Genomic DNA, 15,416 nt, shown 5'->3' with positions numbered 1-15,416 from the left:
GGACTTCCTCTCTCGCGGTCCACTGCACCGCCGACGAACCGTCGGAAGTGACACACGTCACCTTGGCAGCGCGCCCGCCGCGTCGCACGATCGGAAATCGCCACAGTCCATTACGGCGCGGATCGATCGGTCATAGGTGCGAAATCCGGTCCCGGGCGGACTGATGGAGGCGGCGATGCCGGTTGGACCGGGATGTCGCCCGACTCCCCGTACTGCTGGATCATCCAGCCGCCGGCCGGCATGAGACCGCTTTCAGGCTGACATTTCAACCTTGAGCAGGGTAGGGGCTGGTGGAGTCGCTGAGGAGTCGCTGACACTCTCCGGTCCCAGTCCCTACCCTGCCCGACCTCGCGAGCAGTCAGTCGGGCACCGCACTTACGCTGCCGCGCAGCCGACCGGCCTCACTGTCAGTGTTCCATGTCATGATGCGGACGCGTCCCAGGGGAGTGGGCCGCGGACTACTGATCGCCGGGGGGTTGGAGATGGGCGCGGGTACGGAGCCGGACGGTTCGTCCAGGTCCGACGAGGAGTGGGAGCGGTTTCTGCGCGAGTCGGTGGCGGGTACCGCCGACGCGCCCAAGGAGCCGTCGGCGCGGGCCCGCGACGTGGCACAGCGGCTGCACGGGGAGCCCGGCCACGGCCCGGAGGGCCGGCGCAGCCACACACCCGTGCGGCCCGAGCGGCGCACGGGCCGGTACGTGGTCGGGCTGCTGGCCTTGCTCGTGCTGCTGGTGGTGGCGCTCGCGCCGGGGCGGATAGTGGACCTGTTCGCCGGCGCCGACTCCCCGCCGTCGGCAAACCACCCGGCCCAGGTGTCCCCGGCAGAGGCTGCCCAACGCCCCACCGTGGACGAGCCGTTCCGCGGCTCGCCGGCAGCGAGCTGGGCGGGCGGGGCGGAGGGGATATCCGTGCCGAAGGCAGGGGCGGTCGGCTGGATGAGCGCGGCCGAGGTCGAGCGGGCCCTCGCCCGCAGCCGGGACTTCCTCGTCGCGTCCGGCCTGGACCGCGGGGTGCTGCGGGGCGAGCGCCCCGAGAAGGCGATCGCACTGATCAACCCGCACCAGAAGGACGTCCAAGACCTTCTCAAGACCGCTTTCCGAGCCCCGAGCGAAAAGAACGACCCCCTCCTCCTCTTCAGCCGCTTCCAGCCCTCCCGCACCCACCTGGTCGGCGATGTCGTGAAGACCCGGGGCGGGCTCACCTACCGGGAGGGCGAGCGCGGCGCGCTCCAGGTGACCGCCGACGTCACCTTCGTCTACCCGGTCACCCGCGCGGACGCGGGCGGCGACGACGAGATAGTGCGCACGATCGTCCGGCGCGAGCTGGTCCTGAGCTGGGACGACCCTGACAAGGTGATCACCGAGCCGGGCACGTTCTCGATCGTCTCGTACAAGTACGACATGACCAACGGCGGCTGCGGCGCCCCCACAGGCTACTTCACCCCGCCCTTCGGCACGGACCGCCGGGCGGATGGATCCGGCAAGAAGGTCGACCCGTACGACCGCAGCGCGCCGGTCGGGCGCGGCGAGTCCTCGGGGGACGAGTGCGGGAGGGCGACGCGGTCCTAGCGGGCGCCGTGTTCGCCATCAACACCGTGGCGAGGGTAGGCACCTTCGTCGAGACGGAGGTCACCGGCACCGATCCGGCCCGATCCGGCCGCGCCCGCTCCGTTACAGCTCGTCGAGCCGTAGGAACGCGAGCGCCCGGCGCGTGAGGACGAGGAGGTCCTCGGGCTCGTCTCCGCCCGCCGCCCACTGCTCCACGGCCGCGGTGAACGCGTCGAGCACAGCGCCCGCCAGCAGCCGTACCTCCAGGCTGTCGGCAGGTCTGCCCGTCCGCGCGGCGAGCACCGGCTGCAACCGTTCCCGCATCTCCTGCACGGCCGCCGCCCAGCGCGACCGGAGCGCCGGGACGTCGCCCATGAGCCGGACGAGGGCACGGCCGGGCTCCTGGTCCGCCAGGCGCCGCCCGGACATCGGCGTCGCGAACACCCGCTCCACCGCGGCGATCAGCGGCTCGTCCGCCGGCTGCGCCGCCAGGGCGTCGACGAGCTGGCCGACGCCGGACGTGACGAGGGGTGTGAGCGCGTCTTCCTTCGAGGAGCAGTAGCGGTAGAAGGTGCGCAGCGAGACGCCGGCCGCCTCGGCGATGTCCTCGACCGTCGTCGCCTCGTACCCGTGCTCGGCGAAGAGCGCCGCCGCGGTCTCCGCGATCTCGACGCGTGTCTCCTGCCGCCGCCGCTCCGTCAGAGACGGCCGGCCTCGTTCCGCCGCCATCCCGCCATCCCCCTCCTCATCCCTGCTGAGACCTGTTTGTTCCTGCTCACAGGCATCCGTCCGTAAGGGCCCATGCTGCCTGGCCCGGGGCCGGGCAGCCAACTGCGGCACGAACCAGCAACTTGGCACATCGTGCCAATAAATATATGTTGATCGAACCGTCGCAGGTCGCGGACGAGCGACACGTGTCCAAAGCGACATGTGTCAAAGCAACACGCGTCAAAGCGCCACGCGTCAAAGCAATACGAGTCAGGAGTGCCCATGTCCCACGCCCGGCCCCGCACCTACCTCGTCACCGGAGCCGCCTCCGGCATCGGCGAAGCAACCGCCGCCCGCCTCCGCGCCCAGGGCCACACCGTGCTCGGCGCCGACCTCTCCGGCTCGGACATCGACGCGGACCTGTCCACGCCCGAGGGGCGTGCGCGGCTCGTGGACCGGGCCCGGGAGCTGACCGGCGGCCGCCTCGACGCCGTGATCGCCTCCGCGGGCCGCCAGCTCTTCGACCCGCAGACCATCCAGGTCAACTACTTCGGCGCAGTGGCCACCTTGGAGGGGCTGCGCCCCCTGCTCGCCGCCGGTACGGACCCGCGCGCCGTCGTCATCTCGTCGGTCACCGCGATCCACCCCCACGACCCGGCCATCGCCGACGCGGCCCTCGCCGGCGACGAAGCCGCCGCGACCGCCGCCGCGGAAGCAGCCATACAGCGCGGCGAAGGCCACGCCATCTACGGCTCCTCCAAGAACGCCCTCGCCCGCTGGGTCCGCCGCACCGCCCCCACCGCGGAATGGGCGGGCGCCGGCATCCCGCTCAACGCCATCGCCCCCGGCACGGTCCTCACCCCCATGACCGAGCCCATGCTCGCCACCCCGGGCGTGCGCGAGATCATCGACTCGGCCATCCCCATGCCTCTGAACGGCCACGCCGCCGCCGACCAGGTCGCCCCGCTCCTCGACTTCCTGACCTCGCCCGCGAACACCCACGTCACCGGTCAGATCGTCTTCGTCGACGGCGGCGCCGACGCCACGCTGCGGGGTGACGGGGCATGGTGACCCGTACGCCCTCTACGCCCCGTACGCTGCTGCGCACCGTCGTCGTGCCCGCCGTCCCCGCCGAGGTCTGGCAGGTCATCGGTGACTTCGGCGCCTTCCCCGACTGGCACCCGCACCTCCTGCCCTCCACCATCGAGAACGGCGCCGACCCCGAAACCCCCGGCGCGGTACGGGCCTTCACGTACGAGGGCCGGGTCGTCCTCCGCGAACGTCTCCTCGCCAAGGACCCGGCGTCCCACGCGTACCGCTACTCCGTCGAGGCCCCCTCCTTCCCCATCACCGGCTACGAAGCGACGCTCTCCGTCCACCCGCACGAGGAGGGCGCGGAGGTCCGCTGGCAGGGCACGTACGAAGCGGAATCCCCCGACGCCGTCGCCCAAGTCGAGCAGGTCTTCGGCGACGGCACGTACGCGACGGGCCTGGCGGCCCTGCGAGAACGCTTCATGCGGCAGCCCGAGTAGCCCGAGCGACGCAGACGCACCTCACTCCCGCCGGAACTACGCGGCGACAGCGGCCGCCCGGGAGTGAGTGCGCAGGCTCGCCCCGTACCGGCGCAGGAGCAGGATCGCCGTGGAGGCCAGGCCGGCCAGGAGGCCCAGCCAGATGCCGAGGGTGTCGAGGCCCGCGGCGTAGCCGAGGAGCCAGGCGGCGGGCAGGCCGATGAGCCAGTAGCCGATGAGGGTGATGCGGAATCCGCTCTTGGTGTCGTCGAGGCCGCGCAGCAGTCCCACCCCGATGTTCTGGGCGCAGTCGAAGAACTGGAGGACGGCGATGACGAACAGCAGCCGGGTGGCGATGGACACGGCCTCGGCGTCGCCCGCGGCGCCCGGGTCGAGGAAGGGCCACAGGACGAGGCGGGGCAGCGTGAGGTAGAGGAGGGCGACGGCGGCCATTACAGCGGCGGCGCAGGCCAGCGCGGTGTTCTTGATGCGCCGGGCGGCGTCGGCGCGGCCGAGGGCCAGCTCGCGGCTGACGTTGATGGACGCGGCGTGGGAGAGCCCGACGGCGACTTGGAAGACGATGTAGACGAGTTGGTTGACGGCGGTGTGGGCGGCCAGTGCGGCGGTCCCGAAGGAGCCGGCCATCAGGGCGGTGACGGAGAAGAACCCGGCTTCCGAACCGTAGGTCGCGGCGATCGGGACGCCCAGCCGTACGAGCTCGCGCACGGTGGCGCGGTCGGCCTTCGCCGCGTTGAGGCGGAGCAGCGGGGCGAGGACGGGGTCTCTCTTCGCGGAGGCGTACAGCGCGAGGAAGGACAGCAGGTAGACCACGGAGGTCGCTACGCCGATGCCGGGGAGGCCCAGTGCGGGCAGGCCCCAGGTGCCGCGGATCAGTGCCCAGTCGAGACCGGCGTTGACGGCGACCGACGCGAGGGTGATCCGCAGGAGCGCCTGGGGTCGCCGCATGCCGACGGTGAACTGCCGGACCGCCTGGAACCACAGGCACGGCAGGAGGCCGGGGGCGAGCGCCAGCAGCGTCGTCTGTACGCGGTCGGCGACCGCGGCCTCCTGGCCGAGCCAGGTGAGGGCCTGGCCGGTGAGGAGCATGAGGGCGGCCCCGGCCAGCCCGGCGAGCGTGGCCACCGCCATGCTCGCGCGGACGATCCCCCGTACGGCGTCGCGTCCACCGGCTGTGTCGCCGCCCGCGGATTCGGCGCGGGCGGCGGCGGCCGCGATCCGGTTGCCCACAGAGGTGACGAGGCCGACGCCCATGGTGCGGAGCTGGTTGAAGATGACGAGGGCGAGGCCGCCGGCCGCCAGGTCCCGGGTGCTGAGCAGGCCCATCATCACCGTGTCGGTGGTGGTCAGGGCCACCTGGGCGAGCTGGGTGAGGACGAGGGGGACGGCGAGGCCGGCCAGGGCCCGGCTGTCGCGGAGGAGGGTGGTCGCCCGCGTGGACGGCCCGGGGGGCTTGGGCGGCACGGTGCGCATGCGCGGCATGGAGGGCATGGACGGCATGGAGGGCATCATTTCCTGCGGAGCTTGGTGAGGGTTTCGTCAATCTCGCGCTCCACGGCGGGATCGATCAGGTTCCGGGCGCTCATCCAGTCGTCGTTGAAGACGGTGTCCATGTACTTCTCGCCGCCGTCGTTGATCAGGGCGACCATGGTGGCACCCGGCGGCAGCGACGGCAGGCGGTTCAGCGCCTCGTGGACGACGCCGCCGGCGGAGCCGCCGATGAGGAGACCCGCGCGGGCGACGGCGCGGCACGTGGCGAACGCCTCGACGTCCCCGACCTTGACTCCCTCGTCGATCAGGTCGAAGTCGACGAGGGCGCCGATCGTGGCCCCTTCGGGGGTGCCGGTGCCGGACTGGTAGTAGTCGTGGGCGGGGCCGCCGAAGGCGATGGAGCCCTTGGGTTCGACGCCGACGGTCGTCACGCCGGGGACGAGTTTGCGCAGTTCGCGTGCGGTGCCGCAGAGGGCTCCGCCGGTGCCGACGGCGGCGATGAGGACGTCCACACGGCCGTGGAGGGCCTGGTGGAGTTCGTGGGCGACGGGGTGGTAGCCGACGCCGTTGCTGAGGTTGTTGTGCTGTTCGGTGAAGACGGTGTTGTCCCGGCCGCGGGCCATCTCCTCCGCGAGTTCCTCCCGGGCCGCCGTGGCGAGCTCCCCGGTGCCGTCGTCGGCGACGTAGACGAGCTCGGTGCCGAGGGCCTTCATGGCGCGCAGCTTGTCGGTGCAGGCGTGGTGGTCGACGACGGCGGTGAAGGTGTAGCCGCGCTCGGCGGCGATGACGGCGAGGCCGAGGCCGGTGTTGCCGGAGGTGGATTCGATGATGCGGCCGCCGGGGCGCAGCTCGCCACGGGCCTCGGCGTCGAGGACCATCCGCCGCGCCATGCGGATCTTGGCGGTGCCGGTGGGGTTGTACATCTCCAGCTTCAGGAGCAGCCGGCTGCCGCTGTCGGTGCGGCACAGCTCGTACAGGGGGGTGTGGCCGATGAGGTCGGATATGCGGGAGACCACGGCGGGGCGCGTCAGTGCCTCGTTCATGGAGAGCTCCTGTGACAGGTGGTGTGGCAGGCGGGGGCGGGCAGGGTCAGCAGGCGGGCCGGCGGTCGAGGCGCCAGCGCGGCCGCCGACCGCCGGAGGTTTCGAGGACGACCTTGGGCGGCAGCGGCAGGTCGTGGAACGGGGACTCGTTGGAGTCCATCTGGTATCCGGCCGTGTTGGGGTAGACCAGCAGGTCACCGGGCGCGGGAGGGGCGGGGAAGGGGATCTTGCGCCAGGTGAGCAGGTCCGCCTCCAGGCAGGTCGCGCCACCCACGCACGCGGGGTGGACGCCGTCACCGCGGGCCCGCCCGGCCGGGGAGACCAGCACGGGGTCCGGGAGGTATTCGCTGTTGAACCACTGCTCCGACAGGCTCAGGCTCGTACCGTCGACGGTGAGGATCGCGTACCCGTCGCGGTCCTTGACACCCTGCACCCGGAAGACGGAGGCACCGGCCCGGCCGAGGAGCGCGCGTCCGGGTTCCAGCAGCAGGAGGGTGCGTGTCTCGCGCAGCATGCCGCCGAGCCGGTCCCGGCCGCCCTGGGGAGTGGTTGCCAGGACGGTGCGGAGCGCGTCGGCTCCGGCGACGGGCGAGTGGTACGGGTAGAAGCCGGCGGCCGGGAAGGCCTTACGGGCGTGGTAGTGGTCAGGCTTCTGCTCGGCCAGGAACGTGTGCCAGTCGTCGGCTGCCGCGTAGTCGACGGCGAATCCGCCGCCGATGCCGATCCGGTCCGCCCGCAGGCCCAGGGCGCGGGCCTTGAGGCAGCGGTCGAGGAGCTGTCCGGCGAGGTCGGCGCGCGGCCGGGTGGCGTAGCCGGACAGGTGGAAGCTGAAGCCCTCCATCCGGACGGCGTCGCCGGCCCGTACGCACCTGTCCAGCGCCTCGGTGAGTTCGGCGTCGTTCATGCCGAACCGGCTGTCGGGCTGCGCCGGAGGGAGACGGCGCAGCAGCAGCCGGGCCGGGCGGCGTGTGCCGAGGCCGAGGCCGAGTGCGAGCGCTATAAGGCGGTCGAGTTCGCCGAGGGAGTCGATGGCGGTCAGGGCGCCCTGGAGGGCGGCCACGCGCAGCAGTTCGTCGCTCTTGGCCGGGCCGGTCACCACGACGTTCTCGCCGCGCACTCCGTGCCCGAGGGTCTCGCGCAGTTCACCGAGGCCGGCGACGTCCACTCCTGCGCCGGCGGCGGCGCAGCGTTCGATCCACGCGGCGGCCTTGTTGGCCTTCTTCGCGTAGTACACGTGCCCGTCCACGCCGGCTTCGTCGAGCGCCGTCCGGAACGCGGCGAGGTTGGCGTCGAAGCGGTGCGGGAGGAGGAAGTGGAAGGGACCGCCCAGGGCGTGGGCCAGTTCGTGGAGGAGGCCGCTGTCGAGGATCGCGTCGGTCTCGGGGTCCGGGTGCACGGGGAGTGTGGGAAGCGCCTGAGGTATGTCGTTCACCGCCACAGCGGCACCCGCGTTCCCAGGCCCTGCTCGATGGCGAGCTGGGCGAAGCGGTGACCGAGGGCGATGTCGGTGACGACCAGACCGCTGTTGTACGCGAAGATCCGCTGCTCCGGCGCCGTGCGGCCGGGCGCGGTGCCGGCGAGGACCTGGGGGAACTCGGTGTCGACGGCGGGGAGGCTACCGTCGGCGTCGGCCATGTCGGTGCCGGTGACCTTCATCTGGGCCTCACTGGTGGCCACGACGCGGTCGGCGCGGTGCAGGGTGGAGGGGGCGAGGCCGTGGCCGACCAGGATCGCCAGCGCCCCGGGGCGCAGCGCGTCGGCTTCGACGGCGGCGGGGGTGTGGGCACCGGCCGTCGCCAGGACGATGTCGGCGTCCGCCGCGGCGGCCCGTACGTCGGTGACGACCTCCAACTTGCGGTCGGGGAAGTGGGCGTGGAGTTGTGCCCGTACGGCGTCGATGCCTTCGGGGTGGGTGCCGAAGAGCATCAGCCGGTCCAGGCCGGGCAGCGTGGTCAGCAGGAACGGCGGGGCCAGCCGGCCCTGGGTGCCGGTGCCGATCACCAGCGCGCTGCGCGCCCCGGGGGCGGCGCACTCGCGGGCCAGCAGGGCGGAGACGGCGGGCGTGCGCAGGGAGCCGATGCGGCCGCAGTCCATCATCGCGATCGGCAGGCCGGTGACGTCGTCGTAGAGCGTGAGGGCGGTGTAGTAGTGCTGCTCCTGGCGCCCCTTGTCCAGGCCGTGCTTGTACGAGGTCTTGACGGCGACGACGTCGCGGGAGCCGTCGCGGCCGAGCATCGCGTACGAGACGGAGTGCCCGTCGGCGGGCTTGACGGTGAGCTTGCGCGGGTTGTCCGACCGGCCGGCGGCCAGGGTGCGGTAGGCGCTCTCGACCGTGTCGACGACGTTCGTGAGGGTGATGTCGATGCCCGCGAGGTCGCTGGTGGACAGCAGGCGCAGGGTCGTATCGCCGGCGGATATGTGGGGCGATGAGTCGGCGGTGGGTGCGGGGGTGTTGGCAGCGGGTGTGGTCATGGCGGGGCCTCCTCTGCTGGGCGGGCTGGACGGGGGTTGGTCAGGCGGCCGGCTCTGCCGGGCGGGGCAGGTCAGGCAGCCGGTCGGACGGCGCGGCCTGCTCAGGCGGCGTGGCCTGGTCAGACACCATGGGCTTCCACGGCCGTCTGGCCGTAGCCGTGCTCGATGGCTTCGGCCGCCGGGCGGGTGCGGCGCCCCGGCACCCGTACCGAGGCGCGCTTGAGCCACCGGTCGGTGCCGTCGTAGCGGGCCTTGAAGGGGACGCGGCCGTGGACGACGAGGTCGTTGTCGACGACGAGGACCTCGCCGGGGCTGAGGCTGACCACGACCGACACGCGGGCGAGTTCCGCCTCCAGCCGCGCGTAGGCGGCCCGGTATGCGGAGGCGGCCTGCTCCAACGGTGTGTAGGCGGGGTCGAAGCGGAGAGTGAGGCCGTCTTCGGACTGCCACAGGGTGGGGACGCTCGGTGGGGGCCCGCCAAAGCACTGCGTTTTCGTGTAGGCGTCGTCGGGGAGGATCGGCAGCACCGGTCGGCAGAGCTCAGCGATGTCGGCGTCGCCGAGTCGCACCTTGCGGACGCTCGCTGCCGTCGTTGCGATGTTGTCGCGGTTGCGCATGCAGCCGAGCATCAGCAGGTGGGCGCGGCCGGGGTGGAAGGCGTCCTCGGTGTGGGGGCTGAGGAGGACGCTGCTGCTGGCGCCGGTCTGCTCCTGCTCGTGGCCGGTGGCGGGAACGATGTTGTGGACGAACCGTCCTTCCTGCTGGCCTTCCCAGGCGATGGGGTTGCCCATCACGGTGGCGAGCAGCAGCAGCTCGATGTCATGGACCGCGGCGCTGTCACCTGCGGTGGCCCAGCTCGCGGGCGTCGGGCCGGCCTCGGCGTCGTCGGCCGTGAGGCCGCGCAGGACGTACAGGCCGTCGTCGGTGTCGACGGGCCTGCACTGATGCCGGATCGCGGGGCCGAGGGCCTTCGCCGCGCCGGCCACTCGCTCCAGGAGTGCGGGGGACGCGGCGGAGGTGCGGAATTCGGCGAGGATCCGCTCGGCGGCCCGGCGGAGCTCGTGGACTGAGGCGGCGTCAAGCGGGCGGACGGGTAAGGCTCCCGTGCTCATGGCGAGATCTTCCGTTCCGTGGGGGGAGGGCGGGGGATCGGATTCCGGACATGACGCGGGCACTACGAAAGGGCAGGGCGGGGCGCGCACCGGCGTCCGGGAAGCGCGTGGGACGGGGTGCGGTGCGTGGGGGGTGGGGCAGGGAATCGGCCGGGGTTCGGGCGGTCGCCGAGGAACGTACCACCGAATGTAGGTTAGGCAAACCTTATCCAAGGGTAGTCCACTTCGCCCCATTCATGCAATTGGCCCACGATAAGCGGAGGTTGACGGCGGTTCGCCTTTCGGTTCACCACTCACGAACAGTTGCGATCACAACGAAAGTCAGGGTAGCCAATCCTAAGAACAGAACACTCTGCGGAACGAGGACGACTTGAACGTAAACAGGCGTCAGGTGCTCCGGACCGGTGGAGGCATAGGTGTTGCCACCCTCCTCGCCGCTTGCGGAGGTGGCCGGAAAACATCCTCTTCCCCCGCGGACGCCGATGGCGCCGGCGGCGCCGACGGGGCACCCCGCAAGGGCGGCACGCTCCGCATCGGCGCTCTCGGCCGTTCGTCCGCCATCACCCGTGATCCGCACGGCAATCAGGGCAACGAGAGCGACTACCTGATCATCGCGCTCGTCTACGACACGCTCACCGCCCCCGGCCTCAAGGACAACACCGTCGGCCGCCTCGCCACCGGCTGGAAGGCGTCCGACGACCTAAAGACGTGGCGCTTCACCCTCGCCGAGGGCGCCACGTTCCACGACGGCAGCCCCGTCACAGCCGACGACGTGGTGTGGTCTCTGCGCCGGCTGCGCAACACCCCCGCCGGCGCGTCCCGGCTCCCGGGCATCAAGGCGGCGAACATCACCGCCGACGGCAAGGACGTCGTCGTCCTGGTGTCCGACTACCCCAACGCCGAACTCCCCCTGCTCACCCGCCTGTCGACGTTCGTCCTCAAGAAGGACACCCCCGACAAGGACGTGGCCACGGCACCGGGCACAGGCCCGTTCAAGCTCGACCGGTACCGCAGCGGCAACGCCAGACTGCTGCGCAACGACCACTGGCACGGCGGGCAGGTCCACCTCGACGCCATCGAGGTGACCATGTTCGAAAGCCCCCAGGCGATGGCCAACGCCCTGATGGGTGGTCAGATCGACGTCGCCTCCAACGCCGGATCCGTCGCGGCCCGTACGACCTCCTCCCGCAAGGACATCCAGGTCATCCGCCGCCCGAACGACATGGCGATGCCCATCGTCATGCGCACCGCCCAGGGCAGCCCCTTCGCCGACCCCAGGGTCCGCGAGGCCGTCAAACTCGTCGTCGACCGCGAGGCCATGGTCAAGCAGGTCCTCTCCGGCTACGGAACCGTCGCCAACGACATCCTCGGCACCGCCGACCCCGCCTACGCCAAGGACATCCCCCAGCGCAAACGCGACCTCGGCAAGGCCAGGAAGCTCCTCGGAGAAGCGAACTTCGACCTCTCCAAGACCTACGAACTCATCACCACCGAAGACATCCCGGGACTCGCCGAGTCCGCGGCCCTGTTCGCCACCCAGGCCCGCGAAGCCGGCATCAAGGTCGAGGTCGTCAAGCAGGAGTCCGCGGCGTTCTACGACAAGACCTGGCTCAAGGGCGACTTCTACACCAACTACTGGGGCACCAACGACTCCGTGGTGTTCTTCGCCTCCAACACCATGGTCACCGACGCGGCGCGCAACGAGGCCGGCTGGTCCGACAAGGACTTCGACGCCGCCTACCGCAAGGCCATCGGCACCGCCGACAAGAGCGCACGCGCCAAGGCCCTGCACGAACTCCAGCAGATCGAGCACGAGCGGTCCGGCTACCTGCTGTGGGGCATGGCCGACGGCATCGACCTGGCGGCCCCCACGGTCCACGGCCTGCCCAGGTTGCCCGGCTACGGACGGGTCCAGCTCGAGAGCGTCTGGCTGTCGCGTTGACCGGCGCCGTCGAACCACGGGCCGGAGCCGCCGTCCCGCGCCGTGCGGTTCCGGCCCCGCGCCGCGCCCTGGCGCTCGCCGCCCGGGCCGGCGTGGTCCTCGCCGAACGCGCCGTGATGCTGTGCGCGCTGCTCGCCGTCGTATTCGCCGCGATCGAGCTGCTGCCCGGCGACGCGGCGTCGGCCACCGCCGAACGGGGCGAGAGCGCCGCGGCCGCGGCCGCCCACCGTCACCTGCTCGGCCTGGACCGGCCGCTGTGGGAACGGTTCACGAATTGGATGACGGCGCTGCCCGCCGGCGACCTCGGCACCTCCGCGCGCGGCGAACACGTCACCGACCTGCTCTCCGCCCCCTTCCCCAACACCCTCCTCCTCGGTGGCACCGCCTTCGCCGTGACCCTCGCCGCGGCACTCGCCCTCGGCTACTGGGGCGCGGCACGCCCGGGCGGGCCGGTCGACCACATCGTCGGCTTCGCCTCCACCGTCACCCTCGCCCTGCCCGAATTCGTCGTCGCCGTCGGCCTGTTGCTGGTGCTGTCCTCGTGGACGGGCCTGCTGCCCGCCGTCACCCTCACCGCCGACGACGGCTCACTAGCCTCCTGGACGATGCTCGTCATGCCCGTCCTGGCCCTGGCCGTCCCGCAGATCGGCTGGAACGCCCGCATCATCCGCGGTGCCCTCGCCGACCAGGCCGGCGCCCCTCATGTGATCGCGGCCCGCCTCGACGGCCTCTCCCCCGCGCGCGTCCTGCTCCGCCACGCGCTGCCCGGGGCCCGGCCCGCCGTCGCCACCGGCATCGCCACCTCCACCGGCATGCTGCTGGGCGGCGCGGTCGTCGTGGAGACCCTCTTCAACTACCCCGGCATCGGCTCCGTGCTCGCCGGAGCCGTGGCCGACCGCGACACCCCCGTCATCGCCGGGGTCGTGGCCGTGACCGGAGCCGTCATCAGCCTCGTCCTGCTGGGCGCCGACCTCGTCCGCGCCCGCACCCTGGGAGCCCGCCCATGAGCGCCTCCGCCGCCGCCTCGCCCCGCGCCCGTGCTCGCAGGGCCCGGCGCCGCCACGTAATCCTCCGGATGGCGCCGGACCTGCTGCTGACCCTGCTCGCCCTGGCCGGACCCCTGCTCGCCCCGCACTCCCCCGACCGGCCCGTCACCGCGCCCTACGCCGCACCCGGCCCGGGCGCCGCCCTCGGCGGCGACCAGCTCGGGCGCGACCTGCTCAGCCGCATGCTGCACGGCGGAAGCGCCCTGATCGGCAGTGCGCTGCTCGCCGCCGTCATCGTCACCGCGCTCGCCACCGCGCTCGGCTGCTTCGCCGTCCTCAGCCCCGCGCTCGGGCGGCTCGTCGAACGCAGCGCCGACCTCGCCATCCTGCTCCCGCCCGTCCTGGGCATCATGCTGCTCGCCCTGGCCTGGCCCGGCGGCGGGCGCCTCGCCGTCGTCGCCGCGGCCGTCGTGCTCGGCATCCCGTACGCGGTGCGCGTCGTCGCCGGAGCGGCCGCGCCTGTCGCCGCCCAAGGCTTCGTCGAGGCGGCCGCCGCGAGCGGCGAACGGCTGTGGCACCTGGCGCTGCGCGAGGTCCTGCCCAATCTGCGGTCCACCGTCCTCGCTCTCTTCGGCCTGCGCTTCGTCGCCGCCGTCTACGTCATCTCCATGGCCGGCTTCCTCCAGATCGGCCCCCGGCCACCCTCCGCCGACTGGGCCCTGATGATCCGTGAGAACGCCCCCGGCGCCCTCCTCAACCCCTGGGCCGTCGTCGCCCCCAGCATCGCCATCGGGCTCCTCGCCGTCAGCGTCAACCTCGCGGCCGACGCGCTGACCCCGGCCGCACGCCGCGCGTCGGTGAACGCCCGGTGACGCCCAGTGACTCCCGGCGTAGGCCCGATGCCCGTCGACCCGTCGAACGGCCGGCCGTCTCCGCGCCGACGCCCCGCCCAGCAGAGGAGCCCGCCCGGCCATGACCGACGACCTGAACACGACCCACGACCCGAACACGACCGATGACCTGAACACGGCTGACGGTCCGACCACAACGGACGGTCCGGCCGTGACCGATGACCCGACCACGGCCGATGGCGACCTGGCCACGGCCGACACCCCGGCCGCGGTGCGCGTCACCGACCTCGAAATACGCCTGCCCGACGGGCCGCCCCTGCTGCACCGGACCAGCCTCACCGTCCGACGCGGCCGCGTCACCGCCCTCACCGGCCCCTCGGGCTCCGGCAAGACCACCCTGCTCCGCGCCCTCATCGGCGATCTCCCCACCGGCGCCCGCGTCTCCTCCGGCAGCATCGACGTCCTCGGCCACGACGTCCTCGCCCTCTCCACCGAGCGGCTGCGGCAGCTGCGCCGCCACCACGTCGCCTACGTGGGCCAGGACCCCGGATCCGCGCTCAACCCCCGGATGCGGGTCCGGCAGATCATCGCCGAGACCGCCGCCGAACCCTGCCCCACCGCCGTACGAGACCTGCTGACCGAGTGCCGCCTGCCCACCGGCGACGGGCTGCCCGACCGCCGCCCCGGAGCCCTCTCCGGCGGACAGCAGCGCAGGGTCGCCCTCGCCCGGGCGCTCGCCCGCCGGCCCGACGTCCTCCTCCTCGACGAACCCACCGCCGGACTCGACACCGCCCTGCGCGACGACATCGCCGGCCTCCTGCGCCACCTCGCCACCACACGCGGGCTCACGATCCTCCTCGCCTGCCACGACCCCGCACTCGTCGACCGCTGCGCCGACGACGTCATCGACCTCGGCACGAACACCCTCACGGCGCCCCGGCCGGCCGTCCCGGCGCCGCGCCCGCCGGACTCCGGCCGCCCTGCCGGCCGATCCCCGGGGCCCGGCCTGGCGGCCCGCGGCCTCGACGTGAGGTTCGCCCAGCGCGGACGCGCCCACCAGGCCCTCACAGCAGTGGACTTCGCGGCCGCCCCCGGCGACTCCGCGGGAATCGTCGGCCCCTCGGGCTCCGGCAAGACCACGCTGCTACGCGTCCTGGCCGGCCTACAGGAGCCGGACGCCGGCACCCTCACGCTCGACGGCCTCCCGCTGCCGGCCACCGCCCGCAAACGCGACCGCGCACAGCGACGCCGCCTCCAGCTCGTCCCGCAGAACCCCTTGGGCGCCCTCAACCCGGCCCGTACTGTCGGCGCCACCCTCGCCCGGCCCCTGCGCCTGCACCAGGCGGTGGCGAAACAGGCCGTCCCCGGCCGCGTCAGCGAACTCCTCCGCAACGTCGGCCTGCCGCCCGACTTCGCCCGCCGGTACCCCCACGAACTCTCCGGAGGCCAGCGCCAGCGCGTCTCCATCGCCCGCGCCCTGGCCCCCGGCCCCGACGTCCTGCTGTGCGACGAGGTCACCTCCGCCCTCGACCCGGACACCGCCACAGCAGTCATGGAACTGCTCACCCGGCTCCGAACCGAGCACCGTCTCGCACTCGTCCTCGTCAGCCACGAACTCCACCTGGTGGCCGCCTACACCGACACGGTCCACATCCTCAAGGCGGGCCACGTAACGCAAGCCGGCCCGACCCGGCAACTGATGGCCCCGGCCCCGGGGCCGTTCGCATGACGCGCT

At 72.6% G+C, this 15,416-nt stretch carries 13 protein-coding genes; 7 read left to right on the top strand and 6 right to left on the bottom strand.

Annotated elements, in window-relative coordinates; genetic code table 11:
• The first annotated feature begins 482 nt into the window (after positions 1-482).
• On the top strand, positions 483-1,568 hold the full coding sequence (locus D7231_RS01655) for a hypothetical protein (RefSeq protein WP_120753074.1): 1,086 nt from the start codon (positions 483-485) through the stop codon (positions 1,566-1,568).
• A 102-nt stretch (positions 1,569-1,670) separates the two neighbouring features.
• On the opposite strand, the gene D7231_RS01650 is transcribed toward D7231_RS01655, so the two are convergent.
• On the bottom strand, positions 1,671-2,276 hold the full coding sequence (locus D7231_RS01650) for a TetR/AcrR family transcriptional regulator (RefSeq protein ID WP_158673699.1): 606 nt from the start codon (positions 2,274-2,276) through the stop codon (positions 1,671-1,673).
• Positions 2,277-2,537: 261 nt separating this feature from the next.
• Between D7231_RS01650 and D7231_RS01645 the strand changes: the two genes are divergently transcribed.
• Together D7231_RS01645 and D7231_RS01640 are read left to right on the top strand one after the other, a co-directional pair.
• Positions 2,538-3,326, top strand: coding sequence for an SDR family oxidoreductase (locus D7231_RS01645; protein ID WP_120753072.1), 789 nt, complete (start codon positions 2,538-2,540; stop codon positions 3,324-3,326).
• Entirely contained in the window at positions 3,320-3,787 is a 468-nt protein-coding gene (locus D7231_RS01640) for an SRPBCC family protein (protein ID WP_120753071.1), read from the top strand. Before D7231_RS01645 ends, D7231_RS01640 begins: the two co-directional genes overlap by 7 nt.
• Positions 3,788-3,823: 36 nt before the next feature.
• On the opposite strand, the gene D7231_RS01635 is transcribed toward D7231_RS01640, so the two are convergent.
• The 5 genes from D7231_RS01635 to D7231_RS01615 all read right to left on the bottom strand — a co-directional run bounded on the left by D7231_RS01635 (position 3,824) and on the right by D7231_RS01615 (position 9,902).
• The gene (locus D7231_RS01635) at positions 3,824-5,257 is read right to left on the bottom strand and encodes an MATE family efflux transporter (RefSeq protein WP_120753389.1); all 1,434 of its coding nucleotides are present in this window, start codon (positions 5,255-5,257) and stop codon (positions 3,824-3,826) included.
• Positions 5,258-5,292: 35 nt separating this feature from the next.
• A complete protein-coding gene (locus D7231_RS01630) occupies positions 5,293-6,318 on the bottom strand; it encodes a cysteine synthase family protein (RefSeq protein WP_120753070.1) in 1,026 nt (341 codons plus the stop codon).
• A 46-nt stretch (positions 6,319-6,364) separates the two neighbouring features.
• Positions 6,365-7,756, bottom strand: a complete 1,392-nt coding sequence (locus D7231_RS01625) for a type III PLP-dependent enzyme domain-containing protein (protein ID WP_120753069.1) — start codon at positions 7,754-7,756, stop codon at positions 6,365-6,367.
• Complete coding sequence (locus D7231_RS01620) at positions 7,747-8,790, bottom strand: ornithine cyclodeaminase family protein (protein ID WP_120753068.1); 1,044 nt, start codon at positions 8,788-8,790, stop codon at positions 7,747-7,749. The genes D7231_RS01625 and D7231_RS01620 overlap by 10 nt, the downstream gene beginning before the upstream one ends.
• A 119-nt stretch (positions 8,791-8,909) precedes the next feature.
• Positions 8,910-9,902 carry a TauD/TfdA family dioxygenase gene (locus D7231_RS01615; RefSeq protein WP_120753067.1) on the bottom strand — a complete coding sequence of 331 codons (993 nt, stop codon included), beginning with the start codon at positions 9,900-9,902 and terminating at the stop codon, positions 8,910-8,912.
• Positions 9,903-10,272: 370 nt separating this feature from the next.
• Between D7231_RS01615 and D7231_RS01610 the strand changes: the two genes are divergently transcribed.
• The 4 genes from D7231_RS01610 (at position 10,273) to D7231_RS01595 (ending at position 15,410) form a co-directional block, all read left to right on the top strand.
• Positions 10,273-11,844 (top strand): ABC transporter substrate-binding protein, encoded by a 1,572-nt coding sequence (locus tag D7231_RS01610; protein ID WP_120753066.1) that lies wholly within the window; start codon positions 10,273-10,275, stop codon positions 11,842-11,844.
• A complete protein-coding gene (locus tag D7231_RS01605; protein WP_391472643.1) occupies positions 11,841-12,851 on the top strand; it encodes an ABC transporter permease in 1,011 nt (336 codons plus the stop codon). The genes D7231_RS01610 and D7231_RS01605 overlap by 4 nt, the downstream gene beginning before the upstream one ends.
• Positions 12,848-13,702: an ABC transporter permease gene (locus D7231_RS01600; RefSeq protein ID WP_120753065.1), complete on the top strand. Its 855-nt coding sequence runs from the start codon at positions 12,848-12,850 to the stop codon at positions 13,700-13,702. The genes D7231_RS01605 and D7231_RS01600 overlap by 4 nt, the downstream gene beginning before the upstream one ends.
• A 100-nt stretch (positions 13,703-13,802) precedes the next feature.
• Positions 13,803-15,410, top strand: coding sequence for an ABC transporter ATP-binding protein (locus D7231_RS01595; protein ID WP_120753064.1), 1,608 nt, complete (start codon positions 13,803-13,805; stop codon positions 15,408-15,410).
• The last annotated feature ends 6 nt before the right edge of the window (positions 15,411-15,416 follow it).

Source organism: Streptomyces klenkii (assembly GCF_003626645.1).
GTDB lineage: Bacteria > Actinomycetota > Actinomycetes > Streptomycetales > Streptomycetaceae > Streptomyces > Streptomyces klenkii.
Note: the sequence above shows the minus strand (reverse complement) of the source record. Positions and strands in the feature narration are given on the sequence as shown.

Coding starts and splice junctions, on each gene's coding strand:
- D7231_RS01635 (WP_120753389.1), bottom strand. CDS start 5,257: ATGCGCACCGTGCCGCCCAAGCCCCCCGGGCCGTCCACGCGGGCGACC.
- D7231_RS01620 (WP_120753068.1), bottom strand. CDS start 8,790: ATGACCACACCCGCTGCCAACACCCCCGCACCCACCGCCGACTCATCG.
- D7231_RS01650 (WP_158673699.1), bottom strand. CDS start 2,276: ATGGCGGCGGAACGAGGCCGGCCGTCTCTGACGGAGCGGCGGCGGCAG.
- D7231_RS01615 (WP_120753067.1), bottom strand. CDS start 9,902: ATGAGCACGGGAGCCTTACCCGTCCGCCCGCTTGACGCCGCCTCAGTC.
- D7231_RS01630 (WP_120753070.1), bottom strand. CDS start 6,318: ATGAACGAGGCACTGACGCGCCCCGCCGTGGTCTCCCGCATATCCGAC.
- D7231_RS01655 (WP_120753074.1), top strand. CDS start 483: ATGGGCGCGGGTACGGAGCCGGACGGTTCGTCCAGGTCCGACGAGGAG.
- D7231_RS01595 (WP_120753064.1), top strand. CDS start 13,803: ATGACCGACGACCTGAACACGACCCACGACCCGAACACGACCGATGAC.
- D7231_RS01645 (WP_120753072.1), top strand. CDS start 2,538: ATGTCCCACGCCCGGCCCCGCACCTACCTCGTCACCGGAGCCGCCTCC.
- D7231_RS01640 (WP_120753071.1), top strand. CDS start 3,320: ATGGTGACCCGTACGCCCTCTACGCCCCGTACGCTGCTGCGCACCGTC.
- D7231_RS01600 (WP_120753065.1), top strand. CDS start 12,848: ATGAGCGCCTCCGCCGCCGCCTCGCCCCGCGCCCGTGCTCGCAGGGCC.